We start from the raw sequence: 23,059 nt of genomic DNA, 5'->3' as shown, positions 1-23,059 counted from the left end.
ATGCCTGATGAGAGCTTAATGATGGGGTGTTTGCGTACCGTGAATAGCGTGCAGGGAGCCTTGCTCAATGGCTTGTTTATAATGTTTACGACAGACAGAAATATAGCGTTCATTACCACCAATCACCACCTGTTCACCTTCACTAAACGGCGTTCCGTTACTGTCTAACCTTAACACCATGCTGGCTTTACGGCCGCAATGGCAAACGGTTTTCAATTCCACCAGCTTATCGGCCCAGGCTAACAAATATTCGCTGCCCGTAAACAGCTCGCCGCGAAAGTCGGTTCTTAATCCATAGCACAACACCGGAATATCGAGGCAGTCAACGACATCTGACAGAGCCTTAACCTGCTCTCGCGTTAAAAACTGGCTTTCATCAACCAGGACGCAGTGCACAGGCTGACGAGCATGCTCTGCCGCAATGTCCGCATAGAGCTGGGTTGAAGCGTTATAAAGTGAGGCTGGTGAAGAGAGACCAATGCGCGAACTGACTTTGCCAGCACCAAACCGATCGTCAATTTCTGCGGTATAAACCAGTGTACGCATACCACGTTCGTGATAGTTGTAAGATGACTGCAACAGTGCAGTTGATTTCCCGGCATTCATCGCAGAATAATAAAAATATAGTTGAGCCATACGGGCTGTATCTCAGATTAGACGAAACAGAATGTCGGACATTTTAGCACAGATGAAATTCACCGCCGTGTAAATTTGGCCGCTTGCGCTGCGTAAAAAAACATCGAATGTCGGATGATAAGCCAGCCGATAAGCGGGTAAACCTGACTGATGCTTTAATAAGCGTTTAGACAGCGCCCGTTCAGACTGTTTCTGAACAAGCGTTGTTAGTGTAACCTAAGCCAAATTACTTTTATTATCATATGTTCTGTAATGCTATCGGCCCTCAGTAAATTTTAACGAATAGTCTTACAATAAATGCGCTAATCCTGATTTATTAATCTTCATTCCACGTACAACTTCATTAGCTGTTGAAGTTATTTTTTGCCAACACTATTATTAGCGAGCAGAACAAATCTTTTTTAATAATTCAGAGATCAGGACAATGAGCGAAGCACTTAAAATTCTTAATAATATACGTACATTGCGTGCGCAAGCCCGAGAATTTTCAGTAGAAACACTGGAAGAAATGCTGGAAAAACTTGAAGTTGTGGTTAATGAACGCCGCGAAGAAGAGTCTCAGGCTGAAGCTGAAAATGCAGAACGTACGCGCAAACTTGAACAATACCGTGAAATGTTGCTGGCCGATGGTATTGATCCAAATGAACTGTTAAGCGCACTGGCTGAATCTAAAACTCAGGTCAAAGCTAAACGTGCAGCACGCCCCGCTAAATATCAATATGTTGACGAGAATGGCGAAACTAAAACCTGGACAGGTCAGGGACGCACGCCTGCAGTAATCAAAAAAGCCATTGAAGAACAAGGTAAAAAACTGGAAGACTTTTTACTGTAATTGCAGCAGTGCTTAAGCTTTTGAAGATCAATCCTCAACTATTGTTTCTTTTTAAAGACCAGGAAAAGGAAGCCGGAGCTTCCTTTTTACTTTTACACTTTGTAAAATTCCCGATACCAGTCAACAAACCGCTGCACGCCCTCTTCCACACTGGTTTGCGGCTTAAAGCCAATCGCTTTGAATAGCGCCTCGGTATCAGCACTGGTTTCTAATACATCTCCAGGCTGCATGGGCAGTAAATTTTTATTGGCTGTAATACCCAGAGCTTTTTCGATTGCTTCAATGTAATTCATTAACGTTACTGGCTGACTATTACCGATATTGTATACCCGATAAGGCGCAGAACTGGTGGCAGGTGAACCGGTTTCAACCGTCCAGTTTTCCTCTTTCTGCGGAATAACATCCTGCAAGCGCACAATGGCTTCAGCAATATCATCAATATAGGTAAAGTCGCGTTTCATTTGCCCCCGATTATAAACATCAATCGCTTCGCCTGCGATCATGGCGCGGGTGAATTTAAACAGAGCCATATCAGGGCGGCCCCAGGGACCATATACAGTAAAGAAACGTAACCCTGTGGTGGGTAATTGGTACAGATGCGAATAAGTGTGTGACATCAACTCGTTTGCTTTCTTAGTTGCAGCGTAAAGCGAAACAGGATGGTCAACAGTGTCATCTGTAGAAAAAGGCATTTTACGGTTCAGGCCATAAACTGAGCTGGAAGAGGCATAAAGTAAATGCTCTATTTTATGGTGGCGGCACCCTTCCAGAATATTTAAATGACCAATAAGATTCGCATCAGCGTAGGCATGAGGATTTTCAATGGAATATCGTACGCCAGCCTGGGCACCTAAATGAATTACGCGCTGAAAGGAATATTGTTGGAAAAGAGATGCGATAGCTTCACGATCGGCTAAATCCATCTCAAGAAAGGTAAAACCAGGATAGTGATTGATCAGTGCAAGACGAGATTGTTTAAGATTAACATCGTAGTAATCATTCAGGTTGTCGATTCCGACAACCTGGTGACCGGCGTCCAACAAGCGTTGGCTAACATGAAAACCAATAAAACCTGCGGCGCCGGTTACCAGAAAGTTCATAAATCCCTCGTCAATTACGCAATTTTAATAGACGCTCCGCGGCCGATTGCATAATAAACGAAACCGCGTTTGCTTGTACGCTCTGGATCATACAGGTTACGACCATCAAAAATCACGGGTTCTTTTAGTGCATTTTTGATGACGTCAAAGTCAGGTGCCCGGAAATTTTGCCATTCCGTACAAATCACTAACCCATCGGCGCCTTGCAGTGCAGCTTCTTTGGTGCCCATCAGCTTGAGATCGCTGCGGTGTCCATAGATACGTTGCGCTTCATCCATTGCTTCGGGGTCAAATGCCTGAACCGACGCGCCCGCTTCCCATAGTGATTCCATCAGCACACGGCTGGAGGCTTCACGCATATCATCGGTGTTAGGCTTAAACGACAAACCCCATAGCGCAAAGGTTTTACCGCTCAGATCTTCACCAAAATGACGTTTGATAAACGTAGGCAGCTTGGTTTTTTGACTGTCATTAACATCTTCAACCGCTTGCAACAAACGCGGCTTATAACCAATGGATTCTGCAGTACGAATCAGTGCCTGTACATCTTTCGGGAAACAAGAACCGCCGTAACCACAGCCAGGATAGATAAAGTGATAGCCGATACGAGAATCGGAACCGATACCCTGACGTACTTTCTCAATATCTGCGCCTAAACGTTCAGCGAGGTTAGAGATTTCATTCATGAAACTGATTTTCGTTGCCAGCATACAGTTTGCTGCATACTTGGTCAGTTCTGCGCTTCGAATATCCATCAGGATCATACGATCGTGATTACGGTTAAACGGCTCGTAAAGTTCACGCAGCAGCTCAACCACGTCATCGTTATCTGTACCAACAACGATGCGTTCTGGACGCATGCAGTCGTTAACCGCTGCACCTTCTTTAAGGAATTCAGGGTTTGAAACCACATCAAAACTGATGTTGGCATCACGCGCCTGCAGCGTTTCTGTCATCACTGCACGCACTTTATCTGCTGTACCAACCGGAACAGTCGATTTATCGATCACCACTTTGTGGTCATTCATGTGCTGTGCAATAGTACGCGCCACAGCCGTAACGTATTTCAGATCGGCTGAGCCATCTTCATCGGGCGGCGTACCCACGGCGATAAACTGCATTACACCGTGATTGACGCCCTGCTCGGCGTCAGTACTGAACTTAAGGCGGCCCGCTTCGTAATTTGACATTACCAGCGGCGTCAGACCCGGTTCAAAAATGGGGATGATGCCCTTTTTCAGATTTTCGACTTTCTTATCGTCGACATCAATACAGAGAACGTCATGTCCGACTTCGGCCAACACCGCAGCCTGAACCAGACCGACATAGCCGATACCAAATACAGTGACTTTCATTGAGCTATCCTGTGGTTATGAATTACTTTTTGTTGCCAACCGCTTTATCGAGCCATTCAGAGAAATCTTTGCCCAATACCGGGTGACGAACACCATACTCAACGAAAGCTTGCATATAGCCCAGTTTGTTACCGCAGTCATGACTTACCCCTTTGAGGTGATAAGCTTCAACGGTTTCTTTTTCCATCAGCATTGCAATGGAATCGGTCAGCTGAACTTCACCGCCTGCACCTGGGGGCGTTTTCGCCAGCAGTGGCCAAATGTCAGCAGAAAGTACGTAACGTCCTACCACAGCCAGGTTTGACGGTGCTTCAGCTGCTTTAGGTTTTTCAACCACACCCACCATTGGTGCGCTTTCACCGGGGTTCAACTCTGCACCCTGACAATCCACGACACCGTAAGCGGTGACATCCGCAACCGGCTCAACCATGATTTGGCTGCGACCCGATTCTTCATAACGGCTCAGCATTTCTGCCAGATTGTCTTTGGTCGGGTTAGACTCATACTCGTCAATGATCACGTCTGGCAGAATAACCGCAACCGGCTCATCGCCGACCAGAGGATGCGCGCACATAACGGCGTGGCCCAGGCCTTTGGCGATACCCTGACGCACCTGCATGATAGTGACGTGTGGAGGACAGATAGACTGGATTTCATCCAGCAGCTGACGCTTAACGCGTTTTTCCAGCATTGATTCCAGTTCAAAACTGGTATCAAAGTGGTTTTCAATGGCGTTTTTAGAAGAGTGCGTTACCAGCACAATTTCGTTAATTCCAGCTGCAATGCACTCGTTAACGACATACTGGATTAACGGCTTATCAACCAGCGGTAACATCTCTTTCGGAATCGCTTTAGTGGCAGGGAGCATACGTGTTCCCAAACCAGCTACCGGGATTACCGCTTTTTTACTTTGGACTTATAGGCAGACATCAAGATACCTCTCTTATAGGCCGTTCAAGTTAATACTTGATATGTCGGTTTAAATTCGGAAATGAGTATATCAGTTACCATCGAACGGATTTATCCTGGATGGAGTGAATCCGTAGAATTTAAGACTATTACCCAAGTGTAAAGCTAACTCCTGGTCCTGTCTCCAGCACCAGGATAATTTAAAATTATCTGCTTATTCTTCAGTCGATAACATGAGGCGAATGCGGCCGCCAACGCCCCAGACGTGGCATTGCCAGTTGTCCGCACGCTGACTTATTTGATTGAGATGAGTACTTCCCATAGTGCCAAGCGGGACACCATTACTGAGTTGAATTTGATGGGTGTGAATGTGCAGTGTTGCATTTAATCCCGCTGACACCAGAATTAAATTTTTCAAACCGCGATGATAATAGCCGACTAACAAGGGGAACTGGCCACTCAGGTTAGCCTGGCGCAACAATAAATTGACCTGGCGAAGTAAACCATTTAGCTCAGGTAAACGCTGTTTTTGCCCCGACAACTGCTCTTGCAGCAGACCGTTAAACAATGCACGTAACAGCAGCGCAGCCAGTACGCCATTATCACCTGCACGCGTGACATCAAGGCAATAAAAAGCCAGATCTTTATCTGACAGCGCCGCAATATCCAGTACCAGGCCAGGCTGCTCTGCCATAGTAAGCTGCCGGTAATTGACGCGACAGCTCGCTATGCTCTGTTGAACAGGAGGCTGGAGTTGTTTTAGCAACTTGGCCGCGGCTTTTGGATCGCGCACCAGCGCATCCCAGTCCTGAAAAAGCTGCTCATCCTCTTCGACCTTAGAGGTAAACATTGACGGATAGAGACATTCATAAACAGCCTCACGGAAACGCTCAAAATTTTTAAGCGGCTTCAGTAAGACATCCTGTACCCCCAATCGCAGCACGTGAGCGATATCCGCCATATTTTCGGTTGCTGAGATCACAAGTATCGGCACGCTGTTGCCTCGCGTGCGGATATGTTCAACAAACTTAATGCCGTTCATACGCGGCATCTCAAGATCACAAATTATTAGATCAACTATATGCTGTTGTAGCTGTGCAATTGCGTCAATACCATCTTCCGCTTGTAACGTTACAGCACCCATCGATAACAGAAATTGGTCCAGCAACGAACGGAAAACGGCCTCATCTTCGACAATGAGTATCTTTTTGCCGATTAGTGGTTTTTCCATTCTCTCCCCCTGCGTACCAGATATTTCAATAGTGGTTCATAAAACGCACTTGCGCCTTTCAGAATTGACCGAAGTGACATCTGTGAATGAACAACTTGATTATCTACTACGGACCAGCGGTAAAAGTTCATCCATTTTTTTCTCAACGGCGGCCTTGCCTGCCTCAATAGCCTCATCGGCTCGATGAAAGTCCAGCGTCGAAATTTGCGGACAAAACGGCTGAATAAGAACATCGGGCGGATCGCCTGCCATGCGATTTCGCTTTAGGCGATTTTCCAGAACCTGGATTGATGTTGACATAATTTCCATCGCACCGGGCGTTTGTGAAGCCCGGCGCTGGGTAAAATTTACCAGACGCTGACGCAATTTTCCTCCCCACGTCAACGCAGCAGCAGCGGCTTCTTCTTCACTATTTTGTGGCGTTACCGATAGCATATCTTGTTGCATCAAATGCGCATCATGTTGAAGATCAACTGCAATGACAATGTCAGCGCCAAGTGCGCGAGTGAGTGAAATCGGTACGGGATTAACCACTGCACCATCCACCAGCCAATAACCATTGTAGCCGACCGGCGGCAATAAGCCTGGCATACTACAAGAGGCTCGCACCGCCTGATGTAAATCACCTTCGGTGAGCCATAGCTCACGGCCAGTACTCAAATTTGTTGCAACTACACCGAATCGTTTATCGCCCCCTTCGATTGTATCGTGAGGAATAAGCTGACGGACATGATTAAACACCCGCTCTCCTCTCAGGAGACCACCACGTTGCCAGGAAACATCCATCAACCGGATAACATCCCAATAGCGAAACGCACTGACCCACTTTTCCATCAATGGCAACCGGTTATTAACGTAAGCCGAGCCGACCAATGCACCGACTGAGCATCCTGCTACGACATCAATTTCAATACCAGCACGTTCAAGTGCTTTGATGACTCCAATGTGTGCCCATCCTTTAGCGGCCCCGGAACCCAAGGCCAAGCCAATCTTTACATTTCTCATCTAATCTCTGGTCCTGCGTCAATACATAGCTTCGCAGCGTGGGGTCGGCTACCATAGCGTTTGTTATTATTGATTCTTATCACTCTCAGGAGTTTTCGTGTCTGAAAAGTGCCCCTGCTGCAGCGGGAAGCAGTATAGCTTATGTTGCGAACCCTTTCTTAAGGGTAACCAAATCCCGGCTTCCGCTGAACAATTAATGCGTTCACGTTATAGCGCCTATGTGATGCAAGACGCTGATTATCTTATTGCCACCTGGCATCCTGCCAGGCGTGAGCCGAAACTGGCAGGGCTTTTGTCTGAAAGTTTTCAGGACACCGAATGGCTAAGCCTGAATGTAACTCGTTGTAATCATGGATGCCATGATAATGAAGCATTCGTTACCTTTTTTGCGCGATACCGCGAAAAAACGGACATTCATGCTATCTATGAGTGTTCGCGCTTTCTTCGCGAGGATCAACGCTGGTACTATGTTGATGGAACAGCGCCGCCAGTGGGGCGCAACGATCGTTGCCCCTGTGGCTCCGAGAAAAAATACAAGAAATGTTGCGGCTGAGCGCATTGCCAGCACAACGGTTTTACCCTTAATGCTTTGACAGGACTCTGATAGAGATGCAAGCGCAAACCATGCAAAGAAAAGTTTTACGTACCATTTGTCCAGATGCAAAAGGTCTGATCGCCAAAATCACCAATATTTGTTACAAGCACGAACTCAATATCGTGCAAAACAATGAGTTTGTTGATCATCGCACTGGGCGTTTCTTTATGCGCACAGAGTTGGAAGGGATTTTTAACGACAACACACTGCTGGCCGATCTTGACAGCGCCCTGCCCCAGGGATCAGTACGTGAGCTGCACAGCGCAGGTCGTCGCCGCGTAGTCATTCTGGTGACTAAAGAAGCGCATTGTCTCGGCGATTTGCTAATGAAAAGTGCTTTTGGCGGTCTGGATATGGAAATTGCTGCCGTTATTGGCAACCACGAAACGTTACGCTCTCTGGTTGAGCGTTTCGACATTCCTTTTGCCCTGGTAAGCCATGAAGGCTTAACGCGCGAAGAACATGATAATCGCATGGCCGATGAAATTGACCGTTATCAACCAGATTACGTTGTGTTAGCGAAATATATGCGTGTATTAACGCCAGCGTTCGTTCAGCGTTATCCTAACCAGATCATCAACATTCACCATTCGTTCCTGCCAGCCTTTATCGGTGCGCGTCCTTATCATCAGGCTTACGAACGTGGCGTGAAGATTATTGGCGCAACGGCGCACTACGTTAATGACAATCTGGATGAAGGCCCTATCATCATGCAGGATGTGATTAATGTGGATCACAGCTATACCGCTGATGAAATGATGCGCGCCGGTCGTGACGTAGAAAAAAACGTGTTAAGCCGTGCATTATATAAAGTTCTCGGCCAGCGCGTGTTCGTTTACGGCAATCGCACGATTATACTTTAAGCGCCGAGGGTGCTGAATTGCTTAGTAATTCAGCGCCGCGCGCAAAAAGTGGGCAAACGAATCATCATTTCTGTCTGGGCGCTTTACACCTTTAACGCATTTGGTATGATGCGCCCCGCTTTCAGGCATAATGATTCAGGCCATGGTGGGATTCCCGAGCGGCCAAAGGGAGCAGACTGTAAATCTGCCGTCACAGACTTCGAAGGTTCGAATCCTTCTCCCACCACCATCTGAATCGCCGCATTGCCTGAATCAATACGAAATATCCCCGGTGGGATTCCCGAGCGGCCAAAGGGAGCAGACTGTAAATCTGCCGTCACAGACTTCGAAGGTTCGAATCCTTCTCCCACCACCATTAAATATTCTGTTTACCTCCCCCAGACTGCCTAACTTACCCGACTCTGCGAGAGAAGGATGAGAAGCTTCGACCCGAAGGTTCGAGCCGAGCGCAGCGAGACAACGCGCTTCAGCGCGGCCCGCAGGGTGAGGCGCAGCGCGCCGAATTATCCTTCTCCCACCACCATTAAATATTCTGTTCACCTCACCCAGGCTGCCTAACTTACCCGACTCTGCGAGAGAAGGATGAGAAGCTTCGACCCGAAGGTTCGAGCCGAGCGCAGCGAGACAACGCGCTTCAGCGCGGCCCGCAGGGTGAGGGAGGCGCAGCGCGCCGAATTATCCTTCTCCCATCACCATTAAATAATCTGTTCACCTCCCCAGGCTGCCTAACTTACCCGACTCTGCGAGAGAAGGATGAGAAGCTTCGATCTTAAATAACGCTAATCGCCATTATCGGTACAAACACTCAGCGTCTGCCATGACTTTTCCCTGAAAAATCGCTACTATCCCGCGCATCTTTTATGAGAACAATGGTCAACACCATGAAATTTGTTTCATTCAACATCAATGGATTGCGTGCGCGCCCACATCAGTTAGCCGCAATAGTCGAACAGCATCAGCCTGACGTTATTGGCCTGCAAGAAACGAAAGTTCACGATGAAATGTTTCCTCTCGAAGAGGTTGCGAAGCTGGGCTACAACGTGTTCTACCACGGTCAGAAAGGACATTACGGCGTTGCGCTGTTAACCAAAGTTCAGCCTGTTTCAGTGCGCCGTGGTTTTCCAGGCGATGATGATGAGGCACAGCGTCGCTTGATTATGGCGGAAATCCCCAGCCCAGTCGGCGATATCACTGTCATCAATGGTTATTTCCCGCAAGGTGAAAGCCGCGATCATCCGACAAAATTTCCAGCCAAAGAAAAATTTTACCGCGATCTGCAAAGTTATCTCACAGAATCCCTGAAGGCCGACAAACCGGTCTTGATCATGGGCGACATGAATATCAGCAGCACCGATCTGGATATTGGTATTGGTGAAGAGAGCCGCAAACGCTGGTTACGCACCGGCAAATGCTCATTCCTGCCAGAAGAACGCGAGTGGATGGATCGTTTGTTAAGCTGGGGGCTGGTGGATACGTGGCGCGATAAAAATCCAGAGAGCGCCGATCGCTTTTCATGGTTTGATTACCGCTCCAAAGGCTTTGATGACAACCGTGGCTTACGCATCGATTTAATACTGGCGAGTCAGCCGCTGGCGTCACGTTGCAGTGAAACAGGTATTGATTACGACATCCGCAGCATGGAAAAACCGTCAGACCATGCTCCAGTTTGGTCGACCTTCCGGTTCTAAAAAACAGCGTGGCTTGATGCCACGCTGTTTTACTTAACTATCTTCCAGATCAGATTATTCGTTCCGAGCGACTGTTCATCCCGGGCACACTGCAACAATACCCCCTCTGATTTAACCACCGCCCCTTCGCTATAGTTACGGTTATTGAAAATACAGCATCTGATGCAGTCCGGTTGACGATTCTGCCCTTGCGCCCAGACTTCTGGTGGCATGTCTACCACCACATCCGGACTGCTGCTTTGCTCATTCTGGTGATACCGGCTATTAGCCTGCACGGCTCCACTGGAAAGCGCCAGAATCAACCAGGCTAGCGCGGAGTAACGCCTCATTCAGTCTCCTTGATTTTACGTTTAGTTTTACGTACAGGCCGCTTTTTGCTGGTAGCGGGCAAACCACGCAAAGCCTGTACTGCCGGCTGTTGTCGTGCCTGCTGGATTATGCCAGTTAATGTCTGCACCAGCGGCTGCATAAAATCTTCATAGCGACAGGATTTCTCACTAATGCGTGTCAGCGTCGATTCCCATTGCGCTGTCATATCCGGTCGCGCGGCCAAATCGGGCAGTGAATGAATCAAAGCACGCCCGGCTTCAGTAGAATGGATATAGCGTCCCTTTTTCACTAAAAACGTTCGACGGAACAACAGTTCGATAATGCCTGCTCGCGTGGCCTCTGTACCTAAACCATCGGTTGCCCGCAGCACTTTCTTTAATTCTTTATCCTGCACAAAACGCGCAATGCCGGTCATGGCTGACAGTAAAGTCGCATCAGTAAAGGGTCTTGGCGGCTGAGTCTGCTTTGCCAGCACCTCGCCGCGCTCACACAGCAGCTCATCATCTTTCGCGACAACAGGTAACGGCATTCCGTCATTTTCTTCGTCGCGTTCTTTGCTGCCTAACAGTGCGCGCCAACCCGCTTCAGCCAGGAAGCGGGCTTTGGCGACAAATTTGCCTTTCTCGATCTCTAAATCAATCACACATTTGCGAAATACGGCATCAGGGCAAAACTGCATCAGATACTGTCGTGCAATTAAGCCATAAACATTTTGTTCATTTTCTGTGAGCTTCACTGCGCTGGAGCGCGCCGTAGGAATAATCGCATGGTGCGCATCGACCTTCTTATCATCCCAACAGCGGTTCCTACGATCTGCGCTAAAGTCGCCTGGCGGCGTAAGGTTCGGCTGATGAGCCTGGATTGCATTCAGTACCGCATTTCGCCCGGCAAAATGCTCTTCTGGCAGATAGCGACAGTCTGAACGTGGATAGGTAATCAGCTTATGCGTTTCATACAATCGTTGACAGGTATCCAGCACCGTTTGTGCGCTTAAACCGAAACGTTTTGCCGCTTCAATTTGCAGGCTGGAAAGCGAAAATGGCAGCGGCGCGCCCTCACTCTCGCGTTTATCACTGTAAGCCGTAACGATAGCGGGTTTGCCGCTAATGCGCGCGACCACATGCTCCGCCAGCGTACGGTTGAGTAATCGTCCCTCCTCATCCTGCCAGGGTTCACAGGCATCGCTGGGTACCCAATTCGCCACAAAACGCACATTATCCGGCGTGACAATATGTGCTTTTACTTCGAAATAATCTTTGGGTAGGAAGTTCTCTATCTCTTCATCACGCCGCACCACCAGACCCAGCACTGGCGTCTGTACACGTCCGACTGACAGCACGCCGTCATAGCCTGCGTTACGTCCTAACAGTGTCCAGGCGCGCGTCATATTGATGCCATAAAGCCAGTCGGCACGCGCTCTTGCTAACGCAGAAACGCATAAAGGAATAAATTCCCGGTTTTGACGCAGTCGGTTAACCGCACGATCGACCGCCTGCGGATTAAGGTCATTGATAAGGCAACGCTGGACTTTGCTGCGCTTATCGGCGGGTAGCTGAAGATAATCAAGCACTTCATCGACCAGTAACTGCCCTTCACGATCGGGATCGCCTGCATGCACAATTTCACTGGCCTGGGCTAAGAGCTTTTCAACTACCTTCAGTTGTTTAGCCACGGAAGGACGCGGTTGCAGACGCCACTTTTCGGGAATAATCGGTAAATCAGCCAGCGACCAGCGTGCGTAGCGGCTGTCATAATGATCGGGCTGAGCCTGTTCTAATAAGTGTCCGACACACCATGTCACAATCTGATCGTTACCACAGGCAATAAAGCCCTCACCGCGTCGATGTGGCTTTGGAAGAACATCGGCAATGGCGCGGCCAAGACTCGGTTTTTCCGCTATAAACAAACGCATCTAAATACTCAACCTCAAGGAACAACGCTAATAACGGGCAACTGACTATCAGCAGGCAAAAGATGACCTATCGCACTGACGCTAATGTTATGCGCGCGCGCAGCTCAGAAACGCGTCTAAAGTACCGGGTTGCACCGCCACGAGCAATCCACCGGACGTTTGCGGATCGCAGAGTAGCTGCCGCATTGTGTCATCCATCGGCGAGATAAGATGACCGTATCCGGCAAAATTGCGGGCAGTCCCGCCAGGCACGGCGCCTGCTGCAATATAGTCTTCCACACCTGCGAGCCGGGGAACCTGACTGTATGTAATTTCAGCGCGTAAAGACGATCCCTCACATATTTCGCTCAGATGCCCTAGCAAACCGAAACCGGTGACATCGGTCATGGCTTCAACGCCATCCAGTTCTGCAAAAGCCGCACCGATGGCATTGAGCTGGCACATTGTTTCTGCTGCCAGCTGCTTATGCTCTGGGCGAAGCAAGCCTTTTTCTCTGCGGTGGTCAGGATGCCAATACCAAGCGGTTTCGTCAGTAACAATACACAGCCTGCCTGCGCGCTGCTGTTTTTCTTCACCCGAGCGGTGGCAACCATGCCCGTAACAGCAAGACCAAAAATTGGTTCGGGTGTATCAATAGAATGACCGCCCGCTAGCGCGATCCCGGCATCACGGCATGCAGCCCGACCGCCTTCAATGACCTGTTGAGCGATTGACGCGCTAAGCACTTCAACCGGCCAGCCTAAGATGGCAACCGCCATAATCGGCTTGCCGCCCATCGCATAAATATCACTGATAGCATTCGTCGCAGCAATGCGACCAAAAGTATAAGGATCATCAACAACTGGCATAAAAAAATCAGTGGTACTTACCACTGCGGTGCCATTGCCTAAATCGTAAACGGCAGCATCATCCCGGGTTTCATTACCCACTAACAGGCGAGGATCGTGAAAAGGTGTTAATTCACTTTTCAGCATGGTTGCAAGAATCTGGGGTGAGATTTTGCAGCCACAGCCTGCTCCGTGGCTGTATTGCGTAAGGCGAATTGTTTCTGACATCTGACGAGCCTTTTGCTGCGAATGGTGGCGCTATGTTAGCCTGGAGCTGCGCTGAGAGTAAGCGCAGCTCGACGCGTTCTGGATCATTCGCACAGGATCCGCTCAAAATACAGATTAACGCCTGACACCTTGATTTATATCAGAAATAGCTGACGAAGGGAGCGGTATCGGGATGTATTACCGTTGTGCTGGATTTCAGTTGCGGCGTGCCCAGGTAAAGAAAACCGACAATTGCATCTTGTTCACGGCAGCCAAATGCCTGACGAACACTCTCGTTATCGGTCCAGGGACCGCTTCGCCAGATGCCGTTAAAGCCTTGCGCAACAGCCGCCATTTGCATCGCCATTACCGCACAGCTGGCCGAGGCAACCTGCTCCCACTGGGGAACTTTAGGGTGATCCTGACAGTGCGCAATGACGGTAATGATCATTGGTGCACGAAACGGCGACTGAGTGGCTTTATCAATCGCTTTTTCATCCAGTTGGCTATCGCGAGCTGCATTTTCCAGCAGCTTACTTAAACGCTCCCGCCCTTCTTTTTCAACAATAATGAAACGCCAGGGTTGCAACGTTCCGTGATCGGGCACACGCATGCCGGCACGAATGATGTTTTCCAGTGCTTCACCAGTGGGAGCTGGCTCTGATAAACGTGAAGCCGAACGACGATTTACTAATAATTCAAGTGCATCCATGTTTTCCTCCTGTTATGCGATTCGCTGGTCTAATCCTGGCACAGGCAGATTTTTTGTAACAGTCCAGGGTGATTTCCTGCTGACTTTTAGCACGCCGCTCTTTAGGATGAGGTCGTCAAAGGAGGCCTGGTCCGCGCGGTGACCACTTCCGGCTATATGAATATGGAGAGTCTGATGCGCACATTGTGGCGAATAATTGCTGGTCTGTTTCGCTGGACCTGGCGAGTGTTGAACTTCATCAGGGAGTTCGTTTTAAATCTTTTCCTGATTTTCTTGATTGTAGTAGGCGTAGGCATCTGGTTGCAGCTAAGCGGTTCTGGCAGCAACAGCTCGGCACCTTTACAGCAAGGCGCGCTGAAAGTCGATCTCAGCGGCGTGCTGGTAGATAAGCCTTCCGTAAGCAATCGCTTGAGTAAAATTGGCCGCGAATTACTCGGTGCCAGCAGCGAACGTTTGCAGGAAAACTCTTTGTTTGATGTGGTTGATGCCATTCGTCAGGCAAAAAACGACAATAATATTAAAGGCATGGTATTAGATTTACGCGACTTTGCTGGTGGCGATCAGCCTTCTCTTAACTATGTGGGTAAGGCGTTACGCGAATTTCGCGACAGCGGTAAACCAATTTATGCCTTAGGAGACAGCTACAGCCAGGCACAATATTATCTTGCCAGCTATGCCAACAAGATTTATCTGTCGCCTCAGGGCACGGTTGATCTGCATGGGTTCGCCACTAACGGTTTGTATTACAAAACCCTGTTGGAAAAACTGAAAGTGACTTCCCATGTGTTCCGTGTAGGGACGTATAAATCAGCCGTTGAGCCGTTCCTGCGCGATGATATGTCGCCTGCGGCTCGCGATGCTGACAGTCGCTGGGTGGGCCAACTTTGGCAAAACTATCTCAACACCGTTTCCGCTAATCGCCAAATTACGCCAGAGCAACTCTTTCCCGGCGCGGCTGCGATTATTGCGGGTTTGCAGGCTGTTAACGGTGATACAGCTGAATATGCGCTGAATAATAAACTGGTGGATGTGCTGGGTTCGCGTGCGGCTGCTGACAGTGAGTTAGTTAAAACGTTTGGTCTGGATAAGCAAAATAATGACTATCGCAATGTCAGTATTTATGACTATACCGTGACTCAGCCGTCTCACCAGCAAAACGGCAATATCGCGGTGATTATGGCCAGCGGCGCTATCATGGACGGAGAAGAAACTCCGGGTAACGTAGGCGGTGATACAACGGCGGAGCAGATCCGTGATGCCCGGCTTGATGCAAAAATTAAAGCCATCATCCTGCGAGTCAACAGTCCCGGCGGCAGCGTAACGGCATCTGAAGCCATTCGTGAAGAGCTGGCCGCCGCACGAGCAGCAGGCAAACCGATTGTAGTATCAATGGGTGGAATGGCCGCTTCAGGGGGTTACTGGATCTCTACTCCGGCAGATTATATCGTGGCGAACCCCAGCACACTTACCGGCTCGATCGGTATTTTTGGTGTCATTAATACACTGGAAAAAAGCCTCGATACTATCGGCGTGCATACCGATGGCGTAGCAACCTCGCCGTTAGCCGATGTGACGAGCACTAAAGCACTGCCGACAGAAGTGCAACAGCTTATGCAGTTAACTATCGAAAATGGTTACCATAATTTTGTCGGTTTGGTAGCGGCTTCGCGCCACAAAACAGCAGAACAGGTTGATGCCATTGCACAAGGCCACGTCTGGACCGGTAGCGATGCAAAAGCAAATGGTCTGGTGGATGCGCTGGGTGATTTCGATGATGCCGTGAAAAAAGCGGGTGAACTGGCTAAGGTCGCTAAACCGCAGCTTAGCTGGTATCAGGATGAGCCAACCTTTTTTGACATGATGCTGAACCAGGTTAATGCTTCTGCGCGTGCGGTATTGCCCGATGCGTTAAAAGTCTGGCTACCGGCCCCGATGCTTGATGTGATGAATGCCATGAAAAACCAGCCGGGATTATTTGATCATCTTAATGATCCGCAAAATCGTTACGCCTTCTGCCTCAACTGCGGCGAAGTGCGATAAACCTCGCAGCCCGATCTGGTCGGGCTGCTTTTCCTCGCTATACCCCTTATACTGCGCGTTTTACGGCAAGTCTGGGTTCAATAATGCAAAAGAAAAATATTTATGTAGCTTACACAGGCGGCACCATTGGTATGCAGCGTTCCGCACAAGGCTATATTCCGGTTTCTGGCCATCTGCAACAGCAGCTCGCTAACATGCCTGAATTCCATCGCCCTGAGATGCCAGATTTCACCATTCATGAATATCAACCGCTCATCGACTCTTCGGATATGACACCAGAAGACTGGCAAGCTATCGCGGAAGATATTCGTCAAAACTACCATCAGTACGACGGTTTTGTGATTTTGCATGGAACCGATACCATGGCTTTCACTGCCTCGGCGCTCTCTTTTATGCTGGAGAATCTGGCAAAACCGGTCATTGTAACGGGTTCGCAAATTCCTTTAGCTGAGCTGCGCTCTGATGGTCAGCAAAATTTACTGAATTCACTTTATGTGGCGGCGAATTATCCCATTAATGAAGTCGCATTGTTTTTTAACAATACGCTTTATCGTGGCAACCGCACCACCAAAGCGCACGCGGATGGCTTCAATGCCTTTGCTTCGCCTAATCTTTCAGCCCTGCTGGAAGCTGGTATCCATATTCGCCGTCTGAATACTCCTCCTGCCCCACAAGGCACGGGTGAATTGATTGTGCATACCATTACGCCACAGCCTATTGGCGTCGTTACCATTTATCCGGGTATTTCGGCCGATGTGGTGAGAAACTTTCTGCGCCAGCCCGTGAAGGCCCTGATTTTACGCTCCTATGGCGTAGGCAATGCGCCACAAAACGCAGAGTTTTTAGCTGAGCTACAGCAAGCCAGTGAACGTGGCATTGTGGTCGTTAATTTAACGCAGTGCATTTCTGGCAAAGTAAACATGGGCGGTTATGCAACCGGTAATGCGCTTGAACATGCTGGCGTCATCAGCGGTTTCGATCTCACAGTAGAAGCCGCACTAACTAAACTGCATTTTTTACTTAGCCAAAATCTGTCAAGCGAGCAAATACGTGCAAAAATGCAACAAAACTTACGCGGCGAATTGACAGAAGAGTGACAGGAGCGACGTGGAATGAAGCGGGCACTGATTATTATTGATATTCAAAACGACTTCTGCCCCGGTGGTCCGATGGCGATTCAGGAAGGCGATCTTACTGTTGATGTCGCAAACCGTTATGCTCGCGCTTTTCGTGAGAACGGTGAGTATGTTCTGGCCTTACAGGACTGGCATCCCTCCGATCACGGCAGTTTTGCCTCGGTGTCTGGTGAACCGGTGTATACCCTGGGTGAACTCAACGGTCTGGCGCAAATCTGGTGGCCAGACCACGGGATTCAGGGCTCACAGGGGGCGGACTTCCATCCCGGCCTGGATCGTAGCCTGTTTGATGCCACCTTCCATAAAGGTCAGGATGTGGATGTTGACAGCTACAGCGCCTTTTTGACAACGGTCATCGCCGCAAAACAGAACTTGATAGCTGGCTGCGCGTCCGCGACATTACGCATTTGGTAATGCTGGGCCTGGCCACCGATTATTGCGTGAAGTACAGCGTGCTGGATGCGCTGGAGTTGGGCTATCAGGTTGAAGTGATAAAAGAAGGTTGTCGCGGCGTTAATCTTAACCCCGATGACAGTAACATTGCGTTTGCACAAATGGCTGCACAAGGCGCGGTACTTGTTTGATAAAAAATGGCTGGCCTTCGTGGCCAGCCATTTTTAATGCAAATTAATGCGTGTAACGTCAGGCTCAATGCCCCACTCTTCTTTGAGCTCTTTTTTAGACTTCATAACCATTTCGCCGTTTTTACCGATGGTCATGTGCTGTGGGCGATCATTGTGACGCGCCTGCCACAACATCACTAACTGCAAACAGTTATCGCGTTGTGCCTGTGTCAGCGCGACGCCATCTGGCCATTTACCGGTTTCAACGGCTGTCGCCAGTCGCTCATAAACGTCAGGCGTCATTGCATCAAGCATCGCTTCCAGTTCTTGCTTCATGGCACTTATCCTTGCGTTTTGTCGCCCTGCTCATCTGTAAAACTGAGCGAGGCTGAATTCACACAATAACGCTCACCCGTGGGTTGCGGACCGTCAGGGAAAACGTGCCCCAGATGAGACTCACACTTGCCACAACATATCTCAATACGCTGCATACCGTGAGAGTTGTCTTCAATGTAATGAATCGCTTCCTCGCTTACTGGCTGATAGAAGCTCGGCCAGCCACAACCTGAATCATATTTGGTTTCAGAGAGGAACAACGGAGCATTACAAACCAGGCAGTGATAAATACCTTCCTGCTTGTTGTGCAAAAGTGCGCCGCTGAAAGGCGGCTCCGTTCCGCGATGCTGAGTCACATAACGCTGCATTTCAGACAACTGCGCAATTTTTGCTTCGGGTGCGGTTTCTTTGGCCATTTAAGAGATTCCGGAGGGTGTCATTCTGAAAAAAATCAGCTAGTATTCTAACAAATGAACAACATTAATCGGGTCTTTTTTGTGCTCATCCCGTCGTCGAGCTCCTCACAACCTGAAATTGTGACTCCGATCACCTTTTATCTGGAGTATCCCTTTATAGTCGGCGATTGAGTTAACGAAGCGCGACAGCAGACTCGTTGCGTAATCGGTTGCGCAACAAATAATTCCTGTTTAGCGGCTTGACCTGTCGCAACAATTGACACGATTCCGCTTGACGCCTGGTAAGGTTTTTGTAATTTTACAGCCAACCTTTTATTCACTAACAACTAGCTGGTGGAATATATGACTATCAAAGTAGGTATTAACGGTTTTGGCCGTATCGGTCGCATCGTTTTTCGTGCTGCTCAACAGCGTTCAGACATCGAAATCGTTGCTATCAACGACCTGCTCGACGCTGACTACATGGCGTACATGCTGAAATATGACTCAACTCACGGTCGTTTCGACGGCACCGTTGAAGTTCAGGACGGCGCACTGGTTGTTAACGGTAAGAAAATCCGTGTTACCGCTGAGAAAGATCCGGCTAACCTGAAGTGGGACGAAGTAGGCGTTGACGTCGTTGCTGAAGCAACCGGTATCTTCCTGACCGACGAAACCGCACGTAAACATATCACTGCTGGCGCGAAAAAAGTCGTTCTGACTGGCCCATCTAAAGATGACACCCCAATGTTTGTTCGTGGTGCTAACTTCGACAAATATGAAGGTCAGGATATCGTTTCTAACGCATCATGCACCACTAACTGCCTGGCTCCGCTGGCAAAAGTTATCAACGATCAGTTCGGCATCGTTGAAGGCCTGATGACCACTGTTCACGCGACAACCGCTACCCAGAAAACCGTTGATGGCCCGTCTCATAAAGACTGGCGCGGCGGCCGTGGCGCGTCTCAGAACATCATCCCATCTTCAACCGGTGCAGCGAAAGCTGTAGGTAAAGTGCTGCCAGAACTGAATGGCAAACTGACCGGTATGGCGTTCCGCGTGCCTACGCCTAACGTCTCTGTTGTTGACCTGACTGTGCGTCTGGCTAAGCCTGCTTCTTACAAAGAAATCTGTGCTGCTATCAAAGCCGCCTCAGAAGGTGAGATGAAAGACGTGCTGGGCTATGTTGAAGACGACGTTGTTTCAACTGACTTCAACGGCGAAGTGCTGACTTCAGTATTTGACGCCAAAGCGGGCATCGCTCTGAACGACAACTTTGTGAAACTGGTTTCCTGGTATGACAACGAAACTGGCTACTCAAACAAAGTTCTCGACCTGATTGCACTGGTTTCTGCTAAATAAGGCAGCCAGTTATCGTTGAGAATAAGGGCGACTTCGGTCGCCCTTTTTTATGGTCCGCACAGGAAGGATTCGATCATGCAAGACAAATTATATACTTTGCCCGTTGCTGAACAAATTTCGCCCTATTTATCTCAACGTCAGATCGGCGATTTGCCCGCCATTATCATCAGCCATCCCAAAGTTCGCGGGGCTATCACTCTGCAAGGCGCGCACTTGCTTGCCTGGCAACCCAGCGGTGAAAAACCAGTTATCTGGCTGAGCGATAAGACCCCGTTTTCACCTGGGAAAGCGATTCGCGGTGGCGTGCCAATTTGCTGGCCATGGTTTGGGCCTGCCGGTGAGCCTGCTCATGGCTTTGCCCGTACCCAGCCCTGGACCCTTTCTGCGCATGATGAAAACGACGATGGGGTAATGTTAACCTTTGTGCTGGAAAGCAATGCGCAAACGAAAAGCTCTGGCCGCACGACTTTACCCTCTTCGCCCGTTTTCGCCTGGGACAGCACTGTGAGATTGAACTGGAAGCCCACGGTGATTATGAAGCCACTGCGGCGCTGCACAGCTATTTTGCCATCGCTGATATTGCTGACGTTGAAGTCAGTGGACTTGGCACCCGTTATATCGATAAGGTAGAAAACAATCAGGTCGGCCAAAGCGATGGCAGGCAACGCTATCCTGGGCGAGTTGATCGTATCTTTACCCAGGCCGAAGATTGTTGCGTCATTCACGATAACGCAGGTCAGCGACAGATCGAAGTTTATCACCATCATCAAAGTGACGTTGTCACATGGAATCCTGGCGTAGAACTTTCCTGCAGCATGGGTGATATGGCGAACGAGGGTTATAAAACAATGGTGTGCGTCGAAACAGCGCGTATCAATAAGCCAATGCGTAGCGCAGGCGAAAAACCCGCGCGACTGGCAACAACCTTCCGCTTACGTAAAAAAGCCTAATCGCAGGCGGATTACCGTTACGATTTACACAACGTCCAGCGGCACTTTATGCTGCGGTGGTGGAAAAGCCTGATTGATAAGAAACAGCTCATTCTCGCTAAGCTGTACATCCAGCGCCGCAGCATTTTCCTGAACGTGAGCCACTGAGCTGGCTTTAGGAATGGCTATTACCCCTTCTTTACGAATTACCCAGGCGAGTAATAACTGCGCCACGCTGATGCTCTTTTGCTGTGCAATCTGCAGCAGCACCGGCTCAGAGAATAAAGTGTTGCGTAAACGGCCAGCCTGCGCCAAAGGACAATAGGCCATGATGGGCAGCTGACGTTGCTGGCACTCTGGCAGCAGCTCATATTCAATTCCACGCGACGCTAAATGATACAGCACCTGGTTTGTTGCACAGTGCTGCCCGCCAGGCTCGCTCCACAGTTCCAGCATATCTTCAGTATCGAAATTCGATACGCCCCAGTGGCGGATTTTCCCCTGTTGTTGCAGGGATCCCATGGCCCGAATGGTTTCTTCAAGGGGAATATTGCCACGCCAGTGCAGCAGATAGAGATCGAGGTAATCAGTTTTCAGTCGGCTCAGGCTGCGCTCACACGCTTCAATTGCGTCAACGTCTCCTGCATTCCAGGGATAAACTTTCGAAACCAGGAATGCGCTGTGGCGTCGGCCCTTTAACGCTTCGCCGACAACTTTTTCAGCGCCTCCTTCTGCATACATCTCAGCGGTATCAATGAGGGAGAGTCCGCAATCCAGTCCAGCCTGTAACGCAACGACCTCCTGCTGTCGGTTGGCGGCTTTCTCCCCCATGTACCAGGTGCCCTGCCCAATCAACGGCAGGTTTTTTTCTCCAGCAAATTCGATGGTTTTACGCATTCTGCTCTCCTGCATCATTTTAAGGCACCAAAAGAGCAGAGGGCGATAAACGCCCTCACTTGGTGCACTATCAGAAGGTGTAGCTGATACCCGTCCAGAGCGTTGCCTGGCCGGATTTATCGACCATGGGACTCTCTTTGATTTCGCTGTCGAAACGTGTGTAGCGGCCCACAACGATTGCATTCCACTGTGGTGAAATTTGATAACTGGCGCTCATCTCAACATACGGTGACCAGCTGTCATCTGGGTTATAGCGATCAATGCCGGTGCGCGCGCTTTCATGGCCCGAAACGCCATAGTAGTACCGGTTTTGATTGGCGCTGTTCCATATTGCGCCAATGCCTGGCGTCAGGGTGAAATCGCCCATATTGAAACGGTAAAGGTAGGTCAGATCCCAGATAATGCCGTTGCTGTTATTCAGTATATCGCCTAACAGCGCCGTGCGTACGATGCCCCAGTCAGCCACGTGACGATACGTTCCGCCCGCCATTAACGTCATACGCCGTTTATCCAGGCCTTTCATATCACCTAAATCGTTGTCACCCGGATCGTACTGTTGCGGCGATCCCAACAGCGTTAATGACAGTTGGTTTTGCGGATCCTTCCATAAGTAGTAACCCCCTTGCAGGCTGCGAAACCAGAAATTCTCACCCTCGTAATTGATGACAGGCACAGGAATATAGCGATCCTGTCCGCCACGGTAAGGTGATTCAGCATAAATCACTGACGCGCCGAGCGATAATGGTGCAGCCTGTGCCGTATTGGCGATCAAATACAGAGGTAAAAGTGCAGCAAGGGCGTTAAGTTTGAATTGGTTCACAATTAAATCATTCCATTAATATAACAATCACACATGGAGTCTAACGATTTTTACTCACTGGTTTAACCTTTATCTGACGTGAAGCCAGTGATGAAGCAGGGAGGCGCATTAATAGTTAATAGCCGCGCCCGTAACGGGACGGCACATAACTGACCTGCATTGCAATCAAATGACTTTGTTATTGATATTTCGCTACATAGCCCAAACCCGTGGAGGAAATTTCTTAAATGCCTTCTACAGTTAGAAGTAAGACAAGACTTTTTGTACGAGCAGAGTAACCATAAGATTTGTGTACCCGATAAAAAGACGTCAGGTTGGCATAAGGGTTGCTGTACTCACCAGAGAATATCTTCCGGGAGCTGCATGAGCATCTAATTAC

At 49.2% G+C, this 23,059-nt stretch carries 19 protein-coding genes, 2 tRNA genes, 2 other RNA genes and 4 pseudogenes; 13 read left to right on the top strand and 14 right to left on the bottom strand.

Annotated features, from left to right (window positions below; all coding sequences use genetic code 11):
* Positions 1-15 precede the first annotated feature (15 nt).
* Positions 16-636: a thymidine kinase gene (gene tdk / locus O3W44_RS03265; RefSeq protein ID WP_269291973.1), complete on the bottom strand. Its 621-nt coding sequence runs from the start codon at positions 634-636 to the stop codon at positions 16-18.
* Positions 637-1,060: 424 nt separating this feature from the next.
* Here tdk and hns point away from each other — a divergent pair, with 424 nt between their 5' ends.
* Positions 1,061-1,468, top strand: coding sequence for a histone-like nucleoid-structuring protein H-NS (gene hns / locus O3W44_RS03260; protein WP_269291972.1), 408 nt, complete (start codon positions 1,061-1,063; stop codon positions 1,466-1,468).
* A gap of 92 nt (positions 1,469-1,560) precedes the next feature.
* On the opposite strand, the gene O3W44_RS03255 is transcribed toward hns, so the two are convergent.
* The 5 genes and pseudogenes from O3W44_RS03255 to rssA form a co-directional block, all read right to left on the bottom strand.
* Complete coding sequence (locus O3W44_RS03255) at positions 1,561-2,568, bottom strand: NAD-dependent epimerase (RefSeq protein WP_269291971.1); 1,008 nt, start codon at positions 2,566-2,568, stop codon at positions 1,561-1,563.
* A 14-nt stretch (positions 2,569-2,582) separates the two neighbouring features.
* Positions 2,583-3,923 carry a UDP-glucose dehydrogenase family protein gene (locus tag O3W44_RS03250; protein WP_269291970.1) on the bottom strand — a complete coding sequence of 447 codons (1,341 nt, stop codon included), beginning with the start codon at positions 3,921-3,923 and terminating at the stop codon, positions 2,583-2,585.
* 22 nt (positions 3,924-3,945) lie between these two features.
* Positions 3,946-4,853 (bottom strand): annotated as a pseudogene (gene galU / locus O3W44_RS03245) (UTP--glucose-1-phosphate uridylyltransferase GalU).
* Positions 4,854-5,046: 193 nt separating this feature from the next.
* Positions 5,047-6,063: a two-component system response regulator RssB gene (rssB, locus tag O3W44_RS03240; RefSeq protein ID WP_269291969.1), complete on the bottom strand. Its 1,017-nt coding sequence runs from the start codon at positions 6,061-6,063 to the stop codon at positions 5,047-5,049.
* Positions 6,064-6,162: 99 nt separating this feature from the next.
* Positions 6,163-7,068 (bottom strand): patatin-like phospholipase RssA, encoded by a 906-nt coding sequence (gene rssA / locus O3W44_RS03235; protein WP_269291968.1) that lies wholly within the window; start codon positions 7,066-7,068, stop codon positions 6,163-6,165.
* 97 nt (positions 7,069-7,165) lie between these two features.
* Here rssA and O3W44_RS03230 point away from each other — a divergent pair, with 97 nt between their 5' ends.
* The 7 genes from O3W44_RS03230 (at position 7,166) to xthA (ending at position 10,214) form a co-directional block, all read left to right on the top strand.
* On the top strand, positions 7,166-7,621 hold the full coding sequence (locus O3W44_RS03230) for a YchJ family protein (RefSeq protein ID WP_269291967.1): 456 nt from the start codon (positions 7,166-7,168) through the stop codon (positions 7,619-7,621).
* Between the two features lie 56 nt (positions 7,622-7,677).
* On the top strand, positions 7,678-8,526 hold the full coding sequence (gene purU, locus O3W44_RS03225) for a formyltetrahydrofolate deformylase (protein ID WP_269291966.1): 849 nt from the start codon (positions 7,678-7,680) through the stop codon (positions 8,524-8,526).
* Positions 8,527-8,670: 144 nt separating this feature from the next.
* Positions 8,671-8,755, top strand: a tRNA-Tyr gene (locus O3W44_RS03220).
* Between the two features lie 41 nt (positions 8,756-8,796).
* Positions 8,797-8,881, top strand: a tRNA-Tyr gene (locus tag O3W44_RS03215).
* Between the two features lie 38 nt (positions 8,882-8,919).
* A non-coding RNA gene (locus O3W44_RS03210) (RtT sRNA) lies at positions 8,920-9,049 on the top strand.
* A gap of 38 nt (positions 9,050-9,087) precedes the next feature.
* A non-coding RNA gene (locus tag O3W44_RS03205) (RtT sRNA) lies at positions 9,088-9,221 on the top strand.
* Positions 9,222-9,407: 186 nt separating this feature from the next.
* Positions 9,408-10,214, top strand: a complete 807-nt coding sequence (gene xthA / locus O3W44_RS03200; protein WP_269291965.1) for an exodeoxyribonuclease III — start codon at positions 9,408-9,410, stop codon at positions 10,212-10,214.
* A 29-nt stretch (positions 10,215-10,243) separates the two neighbouring features.
* Here the strand turns inward: xthA and O3W44_RS03195 are convergent, their stop codons facing one another.
* The 4 genes and pseudogenes from O3W44_RS03195 to O3W44_RS03180 all read right to left on the bottom strand — a co-directional run bounded on the left by O3W44_RS03195 (position 10,244) and on the right by O3W44_RS03180 (position 14,202).
* The gene (locus O3W44_RS03195) at positions 10,244-10,543 is read right to left on the bottom strand and encodes a DUF1496 domain-containing protein (RefSeq protein WP_269291964.1); all 300 of its coding nucleotides are present in this window, start codon (positions 10,541-10,543) and stop codon (positions 10,244-10,246) included.
* Positions 10,540-12,456, bottom strand: coding sequence for a DNA topoisomerase III (locus tag O3W44_RS03190; RefSeq protein ID WP_269291963.1), 1,917 nt, complete (start codon positions 12,454-12,456; stop codon positions 10,540-10,542). Before O3W44_RS03190 ends, O3W44_RS03195 begins: the two co-directional genes overlap by 4 nt.
* 14 nt (positions 12,457-12,470) lie before the next feature.
* Positions 12,471-13,511: pseudogene (gene selD, locus O3W44_RS03185) on the bottom strand (selenide, water dikinase SelD).
* A 139-nt stretch (positions 13,512-13,650) separates the two neighbouring features.
* Positions 13,651-14,202 carry an NAD(P)H nitroreductase gene (locus O3W44_RS03180; protein WP_269291962.1) on the bottom strand — a complete coding sequence of 184 codons (552 nt, stop codon included), beginning with the start codon at positions 14,200-14,202 and terminating at the stop codon, positions 13,651-13,653.
* A 174-nt stretch (positions 14,203-14,376) separates the two neighbouring features.
* Here O3W44_RS03180 and sppA point away from each other — a divergent pair, with 174 nt between their 5' ends.
* The 3 genes and pseudogenes from sppA (at position 14,377) to pncA (ending at position 17,962) form a co-directional block, all read left to right on the top strand.
* Positions 14,377-16,242, top strand: coding sequence for a signal peptide peptidase SppA (gene sppA / locus O3W44_RS03175; RefSeq protein ID WP_269291961.1), 1,866 nt, complete (start codon positions 14,377-14,379; stop codon positions 16,240-16,242).
* Positions 16,243-16,325: 83 nt separating this feature from the next.
* Positions 16,326-17,339 carry an asparaginase gene (gene ansA, locus O3W44_RS03170; protein WP_269291960.1) on the top strand — a complete coding sequence of 338 codons (1,014 nt, stop codon included), beginning with the start codon at positions 16,326-16,328 and terminating at the stop codon, positions 17,337-17,339.
* A 15-nt stretch (positions 17,340-17,354) separates the two neighbouring features.
* Positions 17,355-17,962: pseudogene (gene pncA / locus O3W44_RS03165) on the top strand (bifunctional nicotinamidase/pyrazinamidase).
* A 33-nt stretch (positions 17,963-17,995) separates the two neighbouring features.
* On the opposite strand, the gene O3W44_RS03160 reads toward pncA, so the two are convergent.
* Together O3W44_RS03160 and msrB are read right to left on the bottom strand one after the other, a co-directional pair.
* The gene (locus O3W44_RS03160) at positions 17,996-18,277 is read right to left on the bottom strand and encodes a YeaC family protein (protein WP_269291959.1); all 282 of its coding nucleotides are present in this window, start codon (positions 18,275-18,277) and stop codon (positions 17,996-17,998) included.
* Positions 18,278-18,282: 5 nt separating this feature from the next.
* Complete coding sequence (gene msrB / locus O3W44_RS03155) at positions 18,283-18,693, bottom strand: peptide-methionine (R)-S-oxide reductase MsrB (protein WP_269291958.1); 411 nt, start codon at positions 18,691-18,693, stop codon at positions 18,283-18,285.
* Between the two features lie 342 nt (positions 18,694-19,035).
* On the opposite strand from msrB, the gene gapA reads away from it, so the two are divergent.
* On the top strand, positions 19,036-20,034 hold the full coding sequence (gene gapA / locus O3W44_RS03150) for a glyceraldehyde-3-phosphate dehydrogenase (protein ID WP_269291957.1): 999 nt from the start codon (positions 19,036-19,038) through the stop codon (positions 20,032-20,034).
* Positions 20,035-20,109: 75 nt separating this feature from the next.
* Positions 20,110-20,984, top strand: a pseudogene (locus tag O3W44_RS03145) (D-hexose-6-phosphate mutarotase).
* Positions 20,985-21,008: 24 nt separating this feature from the next.
* On the opposite strand, the gene O3W44_RS03140 reads toward O3W44_RS03145, so the two are convergent.
* Both O3W44_RS03140 and O3W44_RS03135 read right to left on the bottom strand, forming a co-directional pair.
* Positions 21,009-21,860: an aldo/keto reductase gene (locus O3W44_RS03140; RefSeq protein ID WP_269291956.1), complete on the bottom strand. Its 852-nt coding sequence runs from the start codon at positions 21,858-21,860 to the stop codon at positions 21,009-21,011.
* A gap of 70 nt (positions 21,861-21,930) precedes the next feature.
* Positions 21,931-22,680: a MipA/OmpV family protein gene (locus O3W44_RS03135; RefSeq protein ID WP_269291955.1), complete on the bottom strand. Its 750-nt coding sequence runs from the start codon at positions 22,678-22,680 to the stop codon at positions 21,931-21,933.
* Between the last annotated feature and the right edge of the window lie 379 nt (positions 22,681-23,059).

This window comes from Pantoea sp. LMR881 (assembly GCF_027157825.1).
Classification (GTDB): domain Bacteria; phylum Pseudomonadota; class Gammaproteobacteria; order Enterobacterales; family Enterobacteriaceae; genus Pantoea; species Pantoea haifensis.
Note: the sequence above shows the minus strand (reverse complement) of the source record. Positions and strands in the feature narration are given on the sequence as shown.

Excerpts from the sequence above, each read along its gene's own strand:
- O3W44_RS03190 (WP_269291963.1), bottom strand. The coding sequence starts at position 12,456 with ATGCGTTTGTTTATAGCGGAAAAACCGAGTCTTGGCCGCGCCATTGCC.
- tdk (WP_269291973.1), bottom strand. The coding sequence starts at position 636 with ATGGCTCAACTATATTTTTATTATTCTGCGATGAATGCCGGGAAATCA.
- O3W44_RS03195 (WP_269291964.1), bottom strand. The coding sequence starts at position 10,543 with ATGAGGCGTTACTCCGCGCTAGCCTGGTTGATTCTGGCGCTTTCCAGT.
- hns (WP_269291972.1), top strand. The coding sequence starts at position 1,061 with ATGAGCGAAGCACTTAAAATTCTTAATAATATACGTACATTGCGTGCG.
- gapA (WP_269291957.1), top strand. The coding sequence starts at position 19,036 with ATGACTATCAAAGTAGGTATTAACGGTTTTGGCCGTATCGGTCGCATC.
- O3W44_RS03250 (WP_269291970.1), bottom strand. The coding sequence starts at position 3,923 with ATGAAAGTCACTGTATTTGGTATCGGCTATGTCGGTCTGGTTCAGGCT.
- purU (WP_269291966.1), top strand. The coding sequence starts at position 7,678 with ATGCAAGCGCAAACCATGCAAAGAAAAGTTTTACGTACCATTTGTCCA.
- ansA (WP_269291960.1), top strand. The coding sequence starts at position 16,326 with ATGCAAAAGAAAAATATTTATGTAGCTTACACAGGCGGCACCATTGGT.
- O3W44_RS03180 (WP_269291962.1), bottom strand. The coding sequence starts at position 14,202 with ATGGATGCACTTGAATTATTAGTAAATCGTCGTTCGGCTTCACGTTTA.
- O3W44_RS03160 (WP_269291959.1), bottom strand. The coding sequence starts at position 18,277 with ATGAAGCAAGAACTGGAAGCGATGCTTGATGCAATGACGCCTGACGTT.
- O3W44_RS03140 (WP_269291956.1), bottom strand. The coding sequence starts at position 21,860 with ATGCGTAAAACCATCGAATTTGCTGGAGAAAAAAACCTGCCGTTGATT.
- rssA (WP_269291968.1), bottom strand. The coding sequence starts at position 7,068 with ATGAGAAATGTAAAGATTGGCTTGGCCTTGGGTTCCGGGGCCGCTAAA.
- rssB (WP_269291969.1), bottom strand. The coding sequence starts at position 6,063 with ATGGAAAAACCACTAATCGGCAAAAAGATACTCATTGTCGAAGATGAG.
- msrB (WP_269291958.1), bottom strand. The coding sequence starts at position 18,693 with ATGGCCAAAGAAACCGCACCCGAAGCAAAAATTGCGCAGTTGTCTGAA.
- O3W44_RS03255 (WP_269291971.1), bottom strand. The coding sequence starts at position 2,568 with ATGAACTTTCTGGTAACCGGCGCCGCAGGTTTTATTGGTTTTCATGTT.
- xthA (WP_269291965.1), top strand. The coding sequence starts at position 9,408 with ATGAAATTTGTTTCATTCAACATCAATGGATTGCGTGCGCGCCCACAT.
- sppA (WP_269291961.1), top strand. The coding sequence starts at position 14,377 with ATGCGCACATTGTGGCGAATAATTGCTGGTCTGTTTCGCTGGACCTGG.